A 17,830-nucleotide genomic window follows, 5' to 3' on the forward strand; every position below is an offset into this window, starting at 1 on the left:
CAGGGAGCAGTAAAGTTAAAAGCGGCGCATTCGGATGGATTATCGCATTAGGCGTTTTCTACGCCGTCTTCTATACCGTATTCACTCTCTATTCGATTCACGGCCAATAACCTTTCGCTTTTGTAAACGTTGTCACAATTCAATTTTGATAAGCCTGCCGGCCCTTGCCGCAGGCTTTTTTGCATCCCATGCCGCCCCCATGCGAAAACGAACAAAGACGGCTGGCCCCAGCATACCCCGGGTCCAGCCGTCTTGCTTAATCTTGCTTATTGCGCGCTGTCTAGCGCCTCTTGTGGTACTTCAATGGAAGTAATTTCGTCGTATTTAGAAATGTTGCTGTCCATTTTCATATCCAGAGACACGCTTTGTCCTTCTACATCCATATCCATCGACATTTCGACAACGGACTTGGTCGGCAAGTACGTTTCTTTATTCACCGCATACGAAATTTTGATTTCTTTAATATTCATTTGCTCCAGCATAGCTGCTGTTTGCTCGTTTTCTCCGCCAGCTTGGCTCATCAAAGACTTGGCCAGCTCCTTCAAACCGTCGCCGGAAAGGTCTGCGGAAAGAACGAACTCATCCCCCTCTTCAACCACCTTGGCATCGTTCGAAATCGATTTAAATTGTTCCAATTGTGCTTCAGGACTAGCCGATTGCTCAAGACTCGCCATCAGCTGATCACGGGTTTCATCCGGCATCTTGACCCAGTTTCCATCCACTTTGGAATAGATCCCTTCCTGAGTAATGTACTGCTCGATGTTCTGGCTGCCTTGATCGCCCATGGACATATCCATGACTTGATACATCGCCAACGGTTCCTTCACCATATCGATTTTCATCGTCATATCGACTTTCTGTTCCTGCTTCTGATCGCCTTGCGCCATTACGATATTTTGGTTGACCTTGGCATCCATGGAAAAGCTCTTGAGCTTTTCGCTTGCTTCCGTCGCTTTTTTGATCAACTCTTCGACTGTAGGAACTGCCGTTTCTGTATTTGCCGGTGTGTTATCGGCTGTGTTTGCTGCCCCCTGATTCGATTCGTTTGCTGCGTTGGCTGCTGCGTTAGCCTCTCCGCCCTCCAACGCTTTTTCCTTGCCACATGCTGTAATTCCTAGTACCAATACTGCTCCCAATAGTGCTGCTGTCCATTTTTTCAACTGTATATCCTCCCAATGTTATGTAGTCCCAGTGATATTACCCAAACAATAACCTCGTGTAACTGGGCGAAAAGACTTATTTCGACAACATTCTCGCTTCCCCTCATTTGGTAAAAATGTCCTATTGCTTCCGTAAACCCGGTCATTCCTCCTCATCTGAGTTATAATGATACAATGACGTCTTATCCGGAAATGTTCCGCTCACGAAAGGAAGAAATTCGATTGAAAAATTTACTCGTCACCGGTTACCGTGCGCACGAACTCGGCATATACAACAATAAGCACGAAGGAATCCCTTATATTCGGCAAGCGATCGCGGCGCGCCTGATTCCCCTCATCGAAGAGGGATTGGAGTGGGTGATTACCCCGGGCCAATACGGCGTCGATTTATGGGCCTGCGAAGCCGTATTGGAGTTAAAAGAAACTTATCCGCAGTTGAAGTGTTCGATTATTACCGCCTTCAGCAATCAGGAGGAACAATGGAAAGAGGAAAAGCAAACCTATTACCGCGAGCTTATCCGCAAGGTTGACTTCTATGGCTCCGTCAGCAAAGAGGGTTATCAGGGCGTGTGGCAATTCAGGGCCCGGGATGAGCTGCTGTTCCGGAAAAGTGACGGTATTCTGCTCGTTTATGATGAAGATGCCGGCGAAGCCAGCCCGAAATTCATTAAGGAGCGTGCCCTGAAAAAGCAGATGGAGGAAGGCTATGTCTACCTTCAGATTGGACCTGAGGACATTCAGGCGGTTGCGGAGGACCGGCAGGTTTGGGAGGATTATCCTTCGGACTACTCTTCGGACTACTCTTCGGAATAACTTCCGGAAAGGTCCTTCAACCTCTTGGAATGCAAACGTTTGATCATTAATTCATCTATTAAATCGCAAAATAATGAATTTTCTCTGCCGTTTTTTCGATTTCGTCAATATTTTTGTCAATTTCTTCTTCCTTTTTGCATAATATGTGCTAAAATAATTCTCGAAATCGCTTTCACATCGGCAAGCTACTTTCTAAAAGACAAACGTTTGCACTAACCTATCATATCTTGCTTCGTCCGAAAAGAAATGGCCGATGTATCCATGAATTTACGAGGAGGCTTACCTAATGAACGAAAAAAACTTGCCTACTGTAGCTTATTTCAGCATGGAGTACGGACTTCATTCCGATTTTAAAATGTATGCGGGCGGTCTGGGAATTCTGGCCGGAGATTACATCAAAGGCGCCAAAGACATAGACGCGCCAATTGTCGCGATCGGGATCAAATGGAAGCAAGGTTATACGGATCAACGGATTGATGCTAACGGCAAACCTTATGACACCTATCACAATTATGTTTACGATTTTCTTGAGGATACCGGGGTAAAAGTTACCGTCAAAGTCCGCAATACCGATGTGGTCTGTAAAGTATGGAAAACCGAGCAGTTCGGCAATAACCCGCTATATCTGCTCGATACGGACATTCCTGAGAACGGCGATGCCTGGATTACGGGCCAATTGTACGGTTGGTTCGGCGAGGAACGCATCGCGCAGGAAATCGTGCTTGGCATCGGCGGCGTAAAGGCAATGCGTGCCCTGCAAATTCCGATCGATGTCTACCACTTCAATGAAGGACATGCCGCGCTTGCCGCTACGGAGCTGATCCGCGAGAAAATGTGCGCAGGCAAAACCTTTGAGGAAGCCTGGATGGCAACGCGTGAAGAGGTTGTTTTTACAACCCACACTCCGATTAAGGAAGGCAATGAAACTCACCCGCTCGACCGGCTTGAATACATGACAGCTTACAACGGATTAACCCGGGATCAAATGGAACGCATCGGCGGAAATCCGTTCAATATGACGGTCGCCGGACTACGTCTGTCCCGCATTTCCAACGGAGTAGCGGAACTTCATGCGGATACTTCCAACAAAATGTGGAAAGAGGTTTCCGGCCGTTCCGAAATTATCGGTATTACGAACGCGATTCACACGCCGACCTGGGTGGATGATCGGATGACCCGTGCCTACGAGGATGGCGGGGATTTGTGGGCTACCCATATGGAGATCAAACGTGAACTGATTCAATTTATCGAAGAGCGTTCCGGCATTTCCCTGAACGAGGACCATCTGCTGATCGGCTTCTCCCGTAGAGCGGCTCCTTACAAGCGGAGCGACTTGATCTTCTCCCAGCCGGAGATTATCGAACCTTACCTGGAGTCCGGCAAAATCCAGATCGTCTTTTCAGGCAAAGCGCATCCGCTCGACGACACCGGCAAAAAGATCGTCAGCAATCTCGTGGCGATGATGAAGAAGTATCCTAAGAGCGTCGTGTTCCTGGAGAACTACGATATGACGATCGGCGCGCAGCTCACTCGCGGCTCGGACATCTGGCTTAACAATCCGCGCAGACCGCTGGAAGCCAGCGGCACGTCCGGCATGAAGGCCGCTATGAACGGCGTGCTCAACTGCTCGATTCTGGACGGCTGGTGGCCTGAGGCCTGCATCGATGGGGAGAACGGTTGGCAAATCGGCGACGGCTTCGAGACGACCGACTTCGAAGTGCTGGATCGCCATGACAGCGACGCCCTGTACGACACGCTGCTGAACCGCGTCCTGCCTACTTACTATGATAACCGCGACAAGTGGGTTGAAATGATGAGAAAGAGCATTGAAACCACCCGCGAAGCGTTCGCCACCAAGCGGATGCTTGAAGAGTACTTTAACAAGATGTATATTAAGGCCTAATCCATTTACAGATAATCCGTATATGCATTTACGGCAGCCAGGCTGTGCGGTTCCTTCGGGAGCCGCGGCCTGGCTTTTTGATCTGAAATAGAGGTTGGATGTGGGAGTTAAACTTAGCACCGCAAAACCGAATACTTGATGCGCCATCGCTCCCCTCCTGTTTTCAAACTAGCTTCTCACTTCGCGATATGATGATCACTACTTCATTGGATATTTCCAATGAGTAAAGGCCAAAAACATATAATTATCTAACTTTCGGTGATTTTGATTGGAAATATCCAATTAAACTTGCTTCTCTGGTGAAATATCAACTTGTTCATTGGACATATCCAATAGGGATTAAGACGATGGACGGAAAGGTGGTTGGGTAGGCACAGTTGAGCGTTTAACAGAAACGTGGAGCAAATGGATACCGACTGGACCAGCTAAGTATTATGTTACAGGGCTCGCAGCATTCGAACGGCAAGTTCAGCCCGGCAGACACTCCTCCAAGTTGAGCAACATGCAACCCTTACCCCCCAAGAATAGCGAAAAGTCCAGCTTCCCAACACTGCTTACTCCCTGCTCCGATTCAGACGGTTAAAGAAAACGGCGTTTGTTCCGATATACCTTTAGTAAACAACAACAACTACATAAAAGGAGAAAATCATCAGCATGAAAAGAACAGTCATCCCTGTATTTCTGGCTTTCCTGGCATTACTCTGCCTCGTTCCATCGGGCTTCGCCGCCGCACCCGCCGCAGCGCCCAAGAATGTGGTCCTGATTGATGCCAAAAGCGGCAAGTCCTTTGTGCCGTTATCCTTTCTGAAAGGATTTGCCGGTGCTTCGGTACAATGGACCGAAGCCAACAAACAAATCGATATTACGGACGGCGAAAAGCAGCTGACCCTGTTCGTCGGCAAAACGGCCGCGCAGAAGGACGGAGCTCCGGTCACGATCTCGGACGCACCGTTCAGCGAGAACGGAACAACCTACATACCTTTGCAATTTATAAGCGAAGCGCTTGGATACTCGCTTGAATGGAGCAAGAATCCATCTGCGGTAAGCATCAGCCGCGACAACACCAACGCATCGCTCCCGGCCATCACCCGTGGAAGCGTAACGAATGGCGCCGCGCCGATCGTAAGTGCCCGCAAAACATTTAAAGTCGGCAGCAAATCGATCTCCGCCCAGATGGTCACGATCTCACTCATGCATCCGAAAATTAAACTGGATGTCGTTTTAGCCGAAGACACGGCCGGAAAAGTAGAAAATTTGAGCAGCATCGCCAAACGCAGCAAGGCCACCGTCGCGATCAACGGCACGTTTTTTGACGCATACACCAAGGACAGCTATAAAGCACCTTACGGGTATATCGTCAGCAAAGGCGAACTTCGAATGAAAGCTTCCGGCGACAAACGCACCATATTCACATATGATAACAACCTGCTCGCGAACCTGATCCCGGGCGCGGACTTTAATGAACATTTCAACCAAGGCTCCATTCAAGGCGCATTGCAAGCGGGACCGCGCTTGCTGGTGGATGGCAAGGTTTCGCTCGACGTCAAGGCTGAAGGGTTCAAGGATCCAAAAATCCTGACGGGCGGCGGCGCCCGCAGCGCATTGGGGTTGACTCGCGATCACAAGCTGATCCTGCTGACCACCAGCGGAGCAACCATCCCCCAATTGGCCGAAATGATGAAGCAGGCCGGGGCATATCAGGCCATGAACCTGGACGGCGGTGCTTCCAGCGGACTTTACTACAACGGGAAGTATCTGACGACACCAGGACGGCAAATCAGCAACGCGCTTGTAGTTAAGTATCAATAAGAACGAAAATAACAAAAGAGGGATATCCGCGATGTATGCCATTGATTAAGGCACCGCCTGGATATCCCTCTTTCTCTTCCCATATTCCTTAGGCTAAAATGAATCGGCCGGGAACTTCAGCCCGATTTGGCGCCGGGCCTCTTCCATGATTTCCGCAACGATCAGCGAGTTGGCCAGCGAATTTACGCTGCTGTCCCGCTTCCCCGATTCCACGAGTTCGATGAACTCCCTTGCTTCATAAAACATCGATTCCTGCATCTGCGGTTGGCGTAAATCCTCTACTGTCCCGTCTCTGTACAGGATTTTCACGTCATAAGGCTGATTTACCTTATCGATGATCAAGGTTCCGTTCTCCCCTTGAATTTCCGCCGGTGCGTAGGAATCCGCGATTTTGGAATACATAACGACGGCATCCATATCTTCATAACGCATCAGGATGCTTCCCTCACCGTCCACGCCCGAGGACAGCATAATGCTTGTCGCCTGAACTGCCTCCGGCTTGCCGAACAACGTCACCAGCGGATAAATGCAGTAAATCCCCAGGTCCATCAAGGCCCCGTTTGAAAATTCAGGATTAAAGGCGTTCAATACATTCCCCTGTTTAAACGCATCGTAACGCGAAGAATATTGGCAATAGCTCGCAAAATAGCGGCGTACCCGCCCTATTTTGTACAAATTGTTCGTAATCACCCGGAAGTTCGGCATCAGCGTGGATTTCATCGCTTCCATCAAAAGCACGTCATTGTCCCGCGCCGCTTGGATCATCCGCTGCGTTTCCGCCACGTTGGAAGCGAGCGGTTTTTCGCACAGGACATGCTTGCCATGGTTCATGCACAATATCGCCTGCTCCGCATGCAAAGAATTGGGACTTGCAATATACACGGCATCGACCACATCGCCGGACACCATTTGTTCCAGATCGGTATACACCGACGGATTGCTGTTATATTTAGCGGCAAACGCCTTACCCTTCTCTTCCGAGCGCGAATATACGGCTGCCAGATTGAAATGCTCCGTCTCCTCCGCCGCTTGAATAAAGCGTTCCGTAATCCAGTTCGTTCCGATAACTCCAAATCGAAGCACTGAATGCATCCCCCTTTTTCTTAATATTCTCTATGTATTCTCTCATTAGGTGACACTCCGTGTCCACATACTTGTCATAAAATACGTCAAACTTCCCACGATCTATAGACTAGTTATTATTTCCACAATGAAGCAGGTAATACCGCCGATTACGCTTGCCTTTCGTCCATCAACTAAACTACAATAAAATTAGGCAAGAGCTAAATGGAATGAGGTGATCCGAGTGAATGGAGATAACCAAGATACGACGGCTAAATATATGATCACGGGAGACTCGATTTCCAAAGGAGTCATTTATGACGAGACGAGAAATAAATACGTGCTCCTTGAGGACAATTACGTGTCTCTTTTACAGGATAAATTGAAAGGCGCGGTCCGGAATACGGCCCGATTCGGCAATACCTTGATCAAAGGCATGTCCAATTTAAAAAAAGACGTGCTCAAGGATAAACCGAACATCGTGCTGATCGAATACGGCGGGAATGACTGCGATTTTCACTGGAACGAAATTGCCGATAATCCCGATGGGGACCACAGCCCCAAGACGGATTTTAATATGTTTGAGAAGATGCTGACCGAAGCGATCCAATTTTTGAAAAGTCAGCAAATTACCCCGGTATTGATGAGCCTGCCGCCATTGAATGCGGACAATTATTTTAAATGGGTCAGCAAAAACAATCCGGAAGCGGAGAAAAATATTCTGAAATGGCTCGGCAGCGTCACTAAAATTTATTGGTGGCAGGAGCGGTATAACTCTACGATCCTGAAAGTATCGGAAATGACGAAGACCAAATATATCGACGTGCGGGGAGCCTTTCTAGAACATCCCGATTTCACGAAATTCCTCTGCTCGGACGGGATTCATCCGAACCAGGCCGGTCATAAACTCATTTGCGATAAGGTGCTCGAATTTGTGCGGAGTAATTATAATCACTTGCTGCGGGACCAAAGCGACTTGGCTTTAAATAACTGAATGATGCACAAGCTATAAAACCTCCGGATAATCTGCTGAACTTGCCCTTGGAAAGGCGAGTAATGCAATTTTATCCGGAGGTTTTCGTTTAATCCCTGGTGTTATAGCTGTTTTCTTTTTTGCAGCTCTCGCCAAACTTTTTTGTTGCTGTACTGCTTATCCGTGCTGATATCGGCGCCGAACCAGTCCGGCGGATTGAAGCTTGTCGCTTCCGCCTCGGATTCGAATTCAACCTCAAGGACCATCATGTCGATCTGACGGTAATCGTCGATTTCGATCGTATACTCATTCCATTGGGCCGTAGTCCGTTTCTTCACCAAAGGAATTGCGCCCCGGCTATGAATCATCTGCTCATAAAGCCCTGCCGAGATGTCATATTCCACTTCCTCCCGAGCCAGGCCGAAGCCCCGTTTGAAGGTATGGGTATAAGTCACCGCTCCGGTGCCGAGGTCCTTGATTTTGCGGACCCGCAGTTCCTGATCACCGTCCAGTGCCAAATAGGTCTGATCAATGACCTGCTCCTTGGTCAGGAGGAGGGTACCTTCCTCAAACAGCGCTTTCGGATATTCCGGAAGCAGAAATTTCCGTTCAATTTCAAGCGGCATGTCTTCATTCTCCTTGCTGATAGGTTTCTGTATCCAGTGTATCATGACATTAACAAATGCGGCAAAGACCTCGTAAAGACGAACAAGCGATACGTGATTATTACACCCCGCCGCTTCCCATCCCCGGCAAACCGCCTGGTGCTGATTTCGTCTTTACCGCGAAACGAACCTCGGTTCCGATTCCTTCCCGGCTTTCAATCGACAATCCTTCGCCGTACAGCGTCATCAGCCGGGTATGAATATTCCTCATTCCCACCCCGGAATGGCCGTTCGAGTCCGTCAACAGCGAAGCGGCCCGATCCGCCGGCATTCCTGTTCCGTTATCCTGTACGATGATCCACACCCGGTCCCCTTCTTCCCGGACGGCGATGTGTAACAGCCCCCCGGCTGATCTCCGCATAATACCGTGTCTGACGGCATTTTCGACGATAGGCTGGATCGTGAGCGGAGGAATCAACAAATTCACATCGGCCGTAACCTCCATCTCCACCTGGAGACGATCCTGGAACCGTGCCTGCTCCAGCATCAAATAGGAATGAACCAGCGTAAGCTCTTTCTCCAAGGTAACTAACTGATCCCGGTTTTGGAAATCAAAGCTTCCCCGCAAATACCGGCTTAATTCGAACAGAAGCTTGGACGCCGCATCCGGCTCGGAGGGCAGGAATGATAAGACCGTATTTAACGCATTGAACAGGAAATGGGGCTTGATCTGTGCCTGCAAAAATGCCATCTCCGACGAAATTGCCGCTTGCACCGATTTGCGCAGCTCCAGCAGAGTACGCACCCGGGCCCTTAATTCATTAGCATCGACCGGTTTGCGCAGCAGATCGTTCACCCCGGCCTGAAAGCCGATTTGGGCGTCATCCGGCAAACTCCGCGCGGTCAGGAGCAGCACGGGCAGTTCAAACAGCGAATGCCTTGTACGGATGGTCTTGCACAGTTCGATTCCGGTCATTCCAGGCATCATCCAGTCGGCTATGACGAGATCGATCTGCCGATCCTCATTCAGCCGTTCCAGTGCTTCACTTCCGTTATAAGCCGAAATGAGTGAGTAATGCTCCACAGACAACAGATTGTGCAGGACCCGCTGGTTCATAGGGTCGTCATCCACCAGCAGAATAACAAAGCGCTCCGTTTGAGGCTCATCCGCAGATGTTGCAGCCTTCTCATCGGATACATTCCCGGTGAACTGCCGGGGCTCTATTTTGACAGGCGGACCAGGACTGTTGGCGGCCAATGCTGGAACGGTAAAATAAAACACCGAACCCTGTCCCGGTTCGGACTCGGCCCAAATCTCTCCACCTCCAAGCTCCACAAGCTTCTTGGAGATACCGAGACCAAGCCCGTACCCGCCGCTCTCACTTCCTGCCCCCGTCTCTTCAAACGTTTTGTTGAAAATATCAGAGAGCTGTTCTTTGGTAATGCCGATTCCCGTATCCTCCACGGCGACGGTAACTTGTCCATTTTCGGCCTCCGCATGAATCCGGATAATCCCTTGATCCGTAAATTTAACCGCATTTCCGAGCAAATTGTACAGGATCTGCTGAAGCCTGTCCTCATCCGTATCCAGCCATGGCAGGTTCTCGGGCAGGTTCTGTTCGAACACGATATTTTTAGAACCGGATATATGAAAAATGACTTCCATGACCGAGCGGGTGACCGCCCGCAAATCTACGGGCTCCCGCCTGAGCTCGATATCCTCGTGCTTCAGCTTCACAAAATCGAGGATGTCGTCGATCAACACCGACAGCCGTTTTCCGGTCGAAACAATCATCGACAAATCCTTGGCCTGCTCCGGTTTTACTTTACCGGCAGCTCCTTCAAGCATGGATTGGGCAATATTGATGATCCCGTGCAAAGGCGTTCGCAGCTCATGCGAGGTGTTCGCCATGAATTCGTCCTTAAGTCCGTCCAAAGTCAGCAATTTACGGGACAAGCTCTCCACCTGGCTGAAGGATCTGTCAAATCTCCGGGCCATCAGCGTCGCCTGCATAATGACGAACAGAAGCATCAAGCCAGGGACGAGCCCGTGGCTTTCATACCCCAACAGGCTGGCTAAATAAATTAGGATCGTCATTAAAAGACTCATCACGCTAACCAAAGAGAACCCGACGTCTTCATTCCGTCTGACGATACTCCGGAACATGACGTAAGAAATATATGTAACGCAAGTTATGGAGAAAAGAAGCAGCCCCGGTTCCAATACGGAGAACATGATCGGCGGCAGGCAGAGCGCGATACTCACGGTCAGGATGGTGATCCAGTTGCATAACCGGATCGCTATTTTATGAACCGCATCAGGAATGACAGTCGCCACATAATGAAGCAAATAATAATAGATCAAAGCCGACAGGATCATCTGCAGCTTCAAGAACCAGGAATAAGGCATACCGGGCCAGAATACCGACAGCAGCTTTTCCCCGTGCGTCAGTACATACAGTATGGCTGTAAGGCTGAACAGCGACAGATGAAGAAGCGAAGCCTCCTTCCGAAGCAGGTACAAGCCCGCAAAAAACAAGGCCGGGATAAGGAAGCCGGACATGGTCATCCAATCGGATAGTTGAGCCTGATCCCTGCTCTTCATAACGGACTCCTGATCGCCAAACAAGATGGACGTAAAAACCCCGCCCGAGGAGTAGATATGATTGGAAACCTGCACGATAATCTCGAGTTCGTCCCCCTTTGCTACGGCAAAGCCGGTATAAGGAATGTTATTCGAGACCTCCTCTTGCCTGGAGCGGCCGATCTTTCCGCTCTCCCCCACTTCTTGGCCATCTATAAAAATACGATTCGCGGTCCGGATATTTCCCGTACGAATTCCGTAAATTTCCCCTTCTGTCCCGGCATGCCTAATCTTCAGGCGAAACGTCGCATATCCCTCAGCGGATTCTCCCCCGTCGGCGCCTATGTACGCATTCCATTTTCCCGGTAAATCCGCCATCCCGGTCAGCTTGGGTTGAACGGATTCAGGGCTGCTTTCGGGAGCAAAATCACCCGGTGTCAGCAGCTGACCGCGGTAGAATTCCCATTCCCCGTTCAGTCTGACTACTCCGTCCTCGCTGAAGTTCCAGTCTCCGAGATCCAACACACCGCCATTGGCATTTGGTTGAAAGGCAATCGCCCTCTGCTGCTGGATTAAAATGTAGGCGGGAATCAAAAAAATCAGCAAAATGGCTCCCACGATAAATATAAGTCCTTTTTTGTTCATCCCTGTTCGCTCCGATGGTCCTGATGTCTATTTCGATTACTGTTACTGTTATGTTATTTGGTGTCGCTTAGCTTGTCCTCTAAAAAAGATATAGCCTTAAACAGGAAAAGTAAATCCATTTTTAAGAAATTTGCAAGAAACGTGGAAATGCCGGGACGATACCATTTAAGATGATATCGTCCCGGCATTTGATTTTCGCTTTATTCCACTCCCTAGGGACTCGTAAACGTCCCTAGGCTTATGTTGATGTAACTCGCCAACTTGTTATCGCCGACCTTGGTGACATTGAACGACGCCACGAAATCGCCCTGCTGAATTGCTTGGGACAGCATTTCGCTGCGATAGCTGATCATCACTTTGTCGGTACCGACGCCCATGTCCAACTGCACCGAATCGGCGGGAATCATATCGGTGATCGCGGTGAGAGCCCCTGCGACACCGCCGACATACCCGTATTCGATCTTGTAAGCCCGGTTTGAAGGAGGGTGTATCGCTGCGGTCACGGAGCCTCTTTTAAATGACGCCTGCTTCTCGTCGCCCGAATTGTACCCATACTCGTCCTTCAATACGGAGAGCGTATCCCCGATACCGCCCGAAGCGGTCAATTGATCCGGCAAGTCAGAGAGCTCTGCTTCAGGCTCCACCTCATCCGGGATTTCGTCGCTGATAATTTCGTCAAGGACATCCGGGGTATCAGCCGGCAGGTCCGCCAATGGCTCCAGCTTTGGCTCTAACTCCGGCTCCTTCACTTGTTCGGCCGACTGTTCGGAGGCAACGGCAGTCACCTCCGGCTCATCCACGGCCGCTGCAGCCTGATCTCCGGACGCCTCGATGCCGGGATCCTCGGCTGTTGCGACAGGATTATCTTCCTGAGCAGCCTGCGCCGTTTTATAGTCGCTCACAGCCTGCATACCTCCGAACAACAGAATGCAATAGCTGATTCCCGCCATTACGGCATATAGGGCGATTCCGCCCTTTTTCTTCTTTTTCAGGGCATACACAAATGCCGGGATACAGATCAAGAACAGCACGAATCCTAAAATAGCTATGATGGCCCACATCGTTCAGTCGCTCCAACTCTCTCTAGTAATTTATGTATGTATAAAAATAACCCGCCCCCGGGACAAGCCCGTGACGGGTTATTACTAATATAATTGTTTTGGCTGATCTAGGCCATCACTTTGCAAATATTGTTCGTAAATTCTACAGGATCCTCGATCGGCAGCCCTTCGATCAGCAATGCCTGATTATAGAGCAGGCTGGTGTACAAGCCCAGTTTATTTTTATCATTCTCGTAAGCCTCTTTCAAGGACTTGAATACGTCATGGTTGACGTTGATTTCCAGCACTTTATCGGCCTTAACTTCCTGACCGCTCGGCATCGCGTTCAACACCTTCTCCATCTCGATCGAAACATCGCCCTCGGCGGACAAGCAGACCGGATGGGTCTTCAGACGTTTGGAAGCCTTAACCGCCTTCACCTTGCCGGAGAGGAGCGTGTTCATTTCCTCGAACAAATCCTTGTTCGCGCTCTCCGCCTCTTTATCGTTTTGCTTGTCTTCTTCCGACTCGATGCCGAGATCGCCGCTGGAGACCGATTTGAATTCTTTCTCCTTGTAGTTCAGGATCATCTTAATCGCGAACTCGTCGATATCATCCGTAAAGTACAGAATCTCATAGCCTTTGTCCAGTACCATTTCGGTTTGCGGCAGCTTTTCCAGACGATCCACGGATTCACCGGTCGCGTAATAAATGTACTTCTGGTCTTCCGGCATTCTGGAGACATATTCATCTAGGGTAACGAGCTTCTTCTCTTTCGAAGAGGTGAACATCAGAAGGTCCTGCAATACTTCCTTGTTCATGCCGTAGTCATTGTAAACCCCGAACTTCAATTGGCGGCCGAACGCTTCGTAGAACTGCTCGTATTTCTCGCGTTCGTCCTTAAGCAATGTCAGGAGTTGGCTCTTGATCTTGCTCTGAATGTTCTTCGCAATCAGCTTCAGTTGACGGTCATGCTGCAGCATTTCGCGCGAAATGTTCAGCGACAAGTCCTCGGAATCGACCATCCCTTTCACGAAGCTGAAATAATCCGGAAGCAGATCTCCGCATTTGTCCATGATCAGGACACCGTTGGAGTAAAGCTCCAGTCCTTTTTCGTATTCCTTCGTGTAGTAATCGAACGGCGTTCTTTCCGGAATGAACAGGATGGCATTATATACGACCGCGCCGTCCGCTTTGATATGAATATGGGACACCGGTTTATCGAAGCCGTAGCGCTTCTCCATATAGAAATTGTCGTAATCCTCGTCGGTCAACTCGCTCTTGTTCTTCCGCCAGATCGGCACCATGCTGTTGACGGTTTGCTCTTCACGGAATTCCTCGAATTCCCCCTCGCTGCCTTCCTTCGGACGATGGGAAGTCACATCCATCTTGATCGGATAGCGGATGAAATCGGAATATTTCTTAATGATCGACTTCAGGCGGTACTCTTCCAGGTACTCGTCATATTGGTCGTCCTCGGTATTTTCCTTGATCTTCAAAATAATATCGGTACCCACGGTCTCTTTCTCCGTCACGTCAATCGTGTAACCGTCAGCGCCGGTGGATTCCCATTTGTAAGCTTCCTCGCTGCCCAGCGCACGGCTGATTACGGTCACCGTATCGGCTACCATGAACGCGGAATAGAAGCCTACCCCGAATTGGCCGATAATATTGTGGCCATCCTTAGCTTCATTCTCGTTCTTGAAGGCGAACGATCCGCTGTTGGCAATAATACCGAGGTTGTTCTCCAGATCTTCCTTCGTCATCCCGATGCCGGTATCGGAAATGCGCAGCGTGCGGTTGTCCTTATCCACGGTCAGCTTAATGAAGTAATCATCTTTGTTAAATACAAGATTCTCATCCGTCAGCGCCTTGTAATATATTTTATCGATGGCGTCGCTGCTGTTGGAGATGAGCTCTCTCAGGAAAATTTCCCGTTGCGTATAGATGGAGTTGATCATCATTTCCAGCAATCGTTTCGATTCCGCTTTAAATTGCATCTTTGCCATGATGGATTGAAGCCCCCTTCTGATTTGAACAATATATTAGCACTCTAAGATGCAGAGTGCTAATTCATAACTCTATATTAATAATCCTGATTTTTGATGTCAATACGATCCCGTCCGAAACTATAAATTTCGGCTGCGGATCCCGCTTTTGATCATCGCTTCGATCTTCAAATATTGCTCCCTGGTGATGGACAACGTACGAATTTTGCGGTCCAGCTCCGCGGACAGCTGTTTGCTGCGGTTTTTAATATCATCGCATGCGGCCTGCACTTGTCTGACCTGGTACTGGACATTGGATTCGCTGTAAGATCTTCCTACGCCCGAGGCCACTCTCTGCGCTTCGTTTACGATTTGCGTAGTTCTCGACTCGATATCGGAGTCCAGCTTCTTCATCTTGGTCTGCAAATCCCCCAGCCGGGAAATATTGACGAGCATAAGACCTTTAGAAGCTGCCGACAGACCTTTGGCTACCTTGCTCACGAATTTCTTCACGGAGACTGCGGCCTGCTTGCCTACACCTTTAATTTTGGAAGTGGTCAGCTTCGCCATGGTCTTGATGCCTACCTTAAAATCATGAACCTTCGCTTTTATTGCAGCTTTGGCTGAGTGGAATACCGTGGTCATCTTGTCGACCGCGCCTTTCCACGCTTCCTTCAAGTTTTCTATAGCCTGCTTGGTCGCCTGAACGATGCTGTCGCAGAAGCTCTTCACCACCCGGGCAACTTTGTCTTTAAATCTCGCGATCGCTTCACCGGCTTTGACAGCGGCATCTTTTACCGCAACCGCCATCTCCGCGATCCCGGCCTTCAAACGCTCCCAGGTCTCTTTAATTTTTTGCACGAACGCAGCTCCGGCCTCTCCGATTCGGGCGGTAATCTCTTTGGCTTTGGCAACCGCATCGTTCACCTTGTTGACCATCCAGTCTCCGATCTCCCGGAACTTGGCGACCGAGGCGTCGATGAACCTGTTGATGCCGTCCCTGGTTACGGTTATAACATGGTGGACGCCTTCCTTAAACTCCTCCACCTTAGTAACGATCGACTCTTTCGTCCGGTTGAACCAACTCGTCATTTTATCCATGGCATTGTTCCATGTATTCTTGACGGACTCAATTATCCGCTTCGTACCTTCCACGATGCTGTCGCAAAAGCCCTTTACAGTCTGGACCACCTTATCTTTGAATCGGCCGATGGCTTCCGCGGCGGCAATGCCGGCATTCTTGATGTCCTCCGCAAAATTCTTTACTCCCTCCACCAGCTTATTCCACCCCTGCTTGACCTTCTCGGCAAAGCTGGCGAGCGCCGCTCCGATCTGCAGTCCGATTTCCTTGACTTTCTCTACCGCGACATCCAGTACATGACCCAGCCAATTCCCGAATTGCTGCAGCTTTTCAACCGCAAAGTCATAAAGATTCTTGAGGTTTTTGCCAATCGCATGGACCAGGTCATCAAAGAAAATAGGCGGAAATATAACCGTTGCCAACAGCGCTGCACCCAGTTCCGCGAAATCCCCATACTTTTTCGAGATTTGGGCCATTGTAAAATCATCCAGATGGCTTAGCGCCGCTATTGCACCAAATGCCGTCTGGTACCATTCTTCCTTTTCGCGCCCCTCTTTTCCACTTTCCTGGAGCGCAAGCAAGCCGTCGGCGGCGTAACTTAGGTAAGGCTCCTTCATGTTTTCATTGATATAAATCGTAAAATCATTAATAAAATTGGAGAGAACCCCCGGTTCTCCCTCTTTATTCAATTGACCGTTCTCATTCAGAACCAGATTAGGTTTATGGTAGAAGAAAATATCATAGAATTTCTCGGGATTCGCCGTCTCAATATAAATAATCTTGCCGGCCACCGGAATCAGGAGCCGGTTCACCGGATCATCTTTGGCGGAGATGGATGTGATTTTTCCGCCGTTCGCGGCAATCAAATCCGCATACTTTTCGACGAACTCCTTCGAAAATCCTTGTCCGTCCAACGATAACGCCCGGTCTACCTTATCGGACAAGATCGCAACGTACTGGGCCTTGTTGCCTCCCTTGGAGTGGCCCGTTACGGTAATATTATTATAGGGCAGACTTTCAATATATTTTAAAGCGGCAATCTGCATCTCCGTGTCGGATAAATACGCGCCCGTACCGTTATCATGCCATTCATAATCGCCTGAAGTACCACGGAAGACGACGGTCGCATTATCTTGATTGTCTACGAAGGTAGCCATACGGGCGCCGGGTTCGATCGGCTGGCCTTTATCGTCACGTACGATCTTTCCGGTTTTTTCGTCATATACATTACCTACGTTGCCATGCTTTACGGTAAGATTCATCAGTTGTTTATCTTGTTCAATGTTTTTCAGGATCGTAATCCATTCTGCTTCATTCAATTGGCCGGGGTAAGTGCCTGTTACCTGGTCCTTGCTTTTCTCCAAGCCTCCATCCAGTAAATCTTCTACAATGACGCTGACTTTTACATTTTCCCGATTCGCCACATCTTTTAAATAGATTAAATTATCGAGGAGGATTAACTGACTTTCGCTAAGTTCAGACATTAGGTTCCCTCCCCGTATTTTTTCACTTCTAAGCTTCTGTTCACTTTAATCATCACATAATCGCGAACAAAAACATCTTTCATTTGGGCATTCGTTAAGCTTAAAGCCTCTAAACCGATGGAATCGAATTTGTCGTTATACACGACGTACAGTTGGATGTTTCCGACCATTTTCTTCGCCTTCATGTTCTCGGCAATTTTTCTGATTGCTTCTTCGTCGTCTATATTCTTAGCGGAATCCTCTTTAACAAAAATTACGTTACTTGAAGAAACTAATCTGTCGATCTCATAGATTTCTTCAATTTTCGTATTCTTGTTCAACTGCTCCGACCACACCCCTTCGCCAAAGTCGGTAAACAGCTTGAAATCCTGATAGATTTCGCTGACAAAACCGGATAAAACCGCCTCATATTGGGGTTTGATATAAATACCATAGTACCCGTCGCTTATCACGTAAGTATTATCTTTTGCCTTGGATCCCCGCACTTCGAAACGATCCGCTTTCGTTCCATCCTTCGGATAGACCCACAGAGTGTCATAGCTATAAGCAAATCCGCTCGATTCAAAAGAGATAGGAATGAATTCTTCGCCGTATTTCTCCTGTAAATAGGAGATCATCTGATCTTTAATCGCTTCCGGATCACTCTTCTTCATGCAACCGCTCACTCCTAATGAAATAATTAA

Annotated in this window: 12 protein-coding genes; 4 read left to right on the top strand and 8 right to left on the bottom strand. The window is 49.0% G+C overall.

The window, feature by feature from the left end:
* Nucleotides 1-266: 266 nt before the first annotated feature.
* Nucleotides 267-1,160, bottom strand: a complete 894-nt coding sequence (locus KB559_RS15320; RefSeq protein WP_211022814.1) for a DUF6612 family protein — start codon at nucleotides 1,158-1,160, stop codon at nucleotides 267-269.
* Nucleotides 1,161-1,382: 222 nt separating this feature from the next.
* Here KB559_RS15320 and KB559_RS15325 point away from each other — a divergent pair, with 222 nt between their 5' ends.
* The 3 genes from KB559_RS15325 to KB559_RS15335 all read left to right on the top strand — a co-directional run bounded on the left by KB559_RS15325 (nucleotide 1,383) and on the right by KB559_RS15335 (nucleotide 5,685).
* Nucleotides 1,383-1,973: an SLOG family protein gene (locus tag KB559_RS15325; RefSeq protein ID WP_211022815.1), complete on the top strand. Its 591-nt coding sequence runs from the start codon at nucleotides 1,383-1,385 to the stop codon at nucleotides 1,971-1,973.
* Nucleotides 1,974-2,259: 286 nt separating this feature from the next.
* Nucleotides 2,260-3,876, top strand: a complete 1,617-nt coding sequence (gene glgP, locus KB559_RS15330) for an alpha-glucan family phosphorylase (RefSeq protein WP_211022816.1) — start codon at nucleotides 2,260-2,262, stop codon at nucleotides 3,874-3,876.
* A 654-nt stretch (nucleotides 3,877-4,530) separates the two neighbouring features.
* The gene (locus KB559_RS15335; protein ID WP_211022817.1) at nucleotides 4,531-5,685 is read left to right on the top strand and encodes a phosphodiester glycosidase family protein; all 1,155 of its coding nucleotides are present in this window, start codon (nucleotides 4,531-4,533) and stop codon (nucleotides 5,683-5,685) included.
* Nucleotides 5,686-5,778: 93 nt separating this feature from the next.
* On the opposite strand, the gene KB559_RS15340 is transcribed toward KB559_RS15335, so the two are convergent.
* The gene (locus KB559_RS15340) at nucleotides 5,779-6,768 is read right to left on the bottom strand and encodes a Gfo/Idh/MocA family protein (RefSeq protein ID WP_211022818.1); all 990 of its coding nucleotides are present in this window, start codon (nucleotides 6,766-6,768) and stop codon (nucleotides 5,779-5,781) included.
* 223 nt (nucleotides 6,769-6,991) lie between these two features.
* Between KB559_RS15340 and KB559_RS15345 the strand changes: the two genes are divergently transcribed.
* Nucleotides 6,992-7,741 carry an SGNH/GDSL hydrolase family protein gene (locus tag KB559_RS15345; protein ID WP_306434214.1) on the top strand — a complete coding sequence of 250 codons (750 nt, stop codon included), beginning with the start codon at nucleotides 6,992-6,994 and terminating at the stop codon, nucleotides 7,739-7,741.
* A gap of 101 nt (nucleotides 7,742-7,842) precedes the next feature.
* Here KB559_RS15345 and KB559_RS15350 read toward each other — a convergent pair whose 3' ends face one another.
* From KB559_RS15350 to KB559_RS15375, 6 genes are all read right to left on the bottom strand, one after another.
* Nucleotides 7,843-8,346 (bottom strand): CYTH domain-containing protein, encoded by a 504-nt coding sequence (locus tag KB559_RS15350; RefSeq protein ID WP_211022819.1) that lies wholly within the window; start codon nucleotides 8,344-8,346, stop codon nucleotides 7,843-7,845.
* Nucleotides 8,347-8,446: 100 nt separating this feature from the next.
* Nucleotides 8,447-11,554: a hybrid sensor histidine kinase/response regulator gene (locus KB559_RS15355; protein ID WP_211022820.1), complete on the bottom strand. Its 3,108-nt coding sequence runs from the start codon at nucleotides 11,552-11,554 to the stop codon at nucleotides 8,447-8,449.
* 212 nt (nucleotides 11,555-11,766) lie between these two features.
* Nucleotides 11,767-12,615, bottom strand: coding sequence for a hypothetical protein (locus KB559_RS15360; RefSeq protein ID WP_211022821.1), 849 nt, complete (start codon nucleotides 12,613-12,615; stop codon nucleotides 11,767-11,769).
* Nucleotides 12,616-12,722: 107 nt separating this feature from the next.
* Nucleotides 12,723-14,603, bottom strand: coding sequence for a molecular chaperone HtpG (gene htpG, locus KB559_RS15365; protein WP_211022822.1), 1,881 nt, complete (start codon nucleotides 14,601-14,603; stop codon nucleotides 12,723-12,725).
* Between the two features lie 120 nt (nucleotides 14,604-14,723).
* Nucleotides 14,724-17,147, bottom strand: a complete 2,424-nt coding sequence (locus KB559_RS15370) for an Mbeg1-like protein (RefSeq protein WP_211022823.1) — start codon at nucleotides 17,145-17,147, stop codon at nucleotides 14,724-14,726.
* Nucleotides 17,147-17,800 (bottom strand): hypothetical protein, encoded by a 654-nt coding sequence (locus KB559_RS15375; RefSeq protein WP_211022824.1) that lies wholly within the window; start codon nucleotides 17,798-17,800, stop codon nucleotides 17,147-17,149. Before KB559_RS15375 ends, KB559_RS15370 begins: the two co-directional genes overlap by 1 nt.
* Nucleotides 17,801-17,830: the final 30 nt, after the last annotated feature.

The organism is Paenibacillus sp. Marseille-P2973 (assembly GCF_018101095.1).
In the GTDB taxonomy this organism is placed as follows: domain Bacteria; phylum Bacillota; class Bacilli; order Paenibacillales; family Paenibacillaceae; genus Fontibacillus; species Fontibacillus vini.